Consider the following 1,368-nt stretch of genomic DNA (forward strand, 5'->3'; position numbering starts at 1 on the left):
TTTTTGAAGTGTCATTTTTAATTTCTAAAGTTTTCTTTTTCCATTCAAGTAAATTTAGTTTCTCTTTTTCGGTTGCTTTAGTTGAGTCAGTTTTTACATAACGACCTTCTTTGTCATAAATTAATTCACCATATTTGGGCGGAAAGTTTAGCATAATTCTTCTATCAATACAAGTTGAATCAATTAAAGTAGGTAATATTTCTGTCATTACATTTCTTTCGAAATCTACTTCGCTAATCTTCTTTTCGCAACTCGCAAAAAGTATAATTGTTATGATAAATGTGATTTTTTGTAGTTTCGTCATAATATATCTGCCAACGTCCTCGCGCTACACGCGGTTTGGGACTAAATTAAGCCCATTATTTGGATTTGCCAAATATTTCCAAATACAAAACCATTTTTAAATTAAGCCAAATGCCCAAATTGCTTGTAGCGTGTGTTATGCGGGGGTTGTTTCTAGCTGATATTTTCAATTTTTAATCGATTTTCAGCCTATTTTCGGCAGGTACAAAACCCAATTCTTGCCCAAATCTCAGCTAAATTTCATTCCCTTTTTTCGTTTCAATTGCTATAAAATTCTTCTTAATAAACATAGGGATTAATAAAATCAAAACGATTACTAAACAAAAAAACAACGAAAGCCAAATTCTAAATGGATTAAAAATAGGTAACGAAAATAATCCTACCGACAAGATAAAAAATATCCAAGTAAATGTTTTTCTGTTCAATATTGAAGTTAACACGTTTTGAATTAATACGATGATGAAAAAAGCAAGTATAATAAAAGGAAATATAGTTCCTATAACTAGTTTTTGATTTGGCGTTATCGTTAAATAAACTAATGCAAGGAGGAAGGAATAAAATACAGTTTGTATTATACTATTTAAAAATCCAAAAGCTAATATATGTTTCATATTTCAAACACTAAAAAATTATTTTTTGCTTAATCTAAATTGCGTTGTTTTGTCAAAATTCCGATTTTCACACTTCTACTTTTCAGGTTTCAACTTTTCAAGTTTCTGCTGGCAAGTTCTAACTTTCACGCTTCTGCTTTGTATACTTCTTGCGGAACCAAATGTTTATTTTCGGATTGATTATGTCTGCGAATTTCGCACAACTCCCGCATAACGTTCCGGCGCTTGGCGAGGTTGCGAACTTCGGAACCGATTATTTTCTGTTAAAGATAAAATTTCTTGCGAAATGTAAACGTGAATTTACCGCAAAATTCGCAATCTTGCCAAACGCCTGTTATGCGGGGTTTGTTTTGTAGAATTACGATTTTCACACAAAACTTTCACGTTTCTGTTGGTAAATTCCAATTTTTTACGCTTTAGCTTTTCGTTTCGCAGTTTTCAACTTCTAATTTTT

General features: G+C 31.4%; 1 protein-coding gene. It reads right to left on the reverse strand.

The window, feature by feature from the left end:
* Nucleotides 1-208, reverse strand: a 208-nt coding sequence (locus FPG59_RS16085; protein WP_217875957.1) for a hypothetical protein, incomplete at its 3' end; no start/stop codon positions are given.
* Nucleotides 209-1,368 lie beyond the last annotated feature (1,160 nt).

Origin of the sequence: Flavobacterium sp. FPG59, from assembly GCF_002150205.1 — a bacterium.
Taxonomy (GTDB): domain Bacteria; phylum Bacteroidota; class Bacteroidia; order Flavobacteriales; family Flavobacteriaceae; genus Flavobacterium.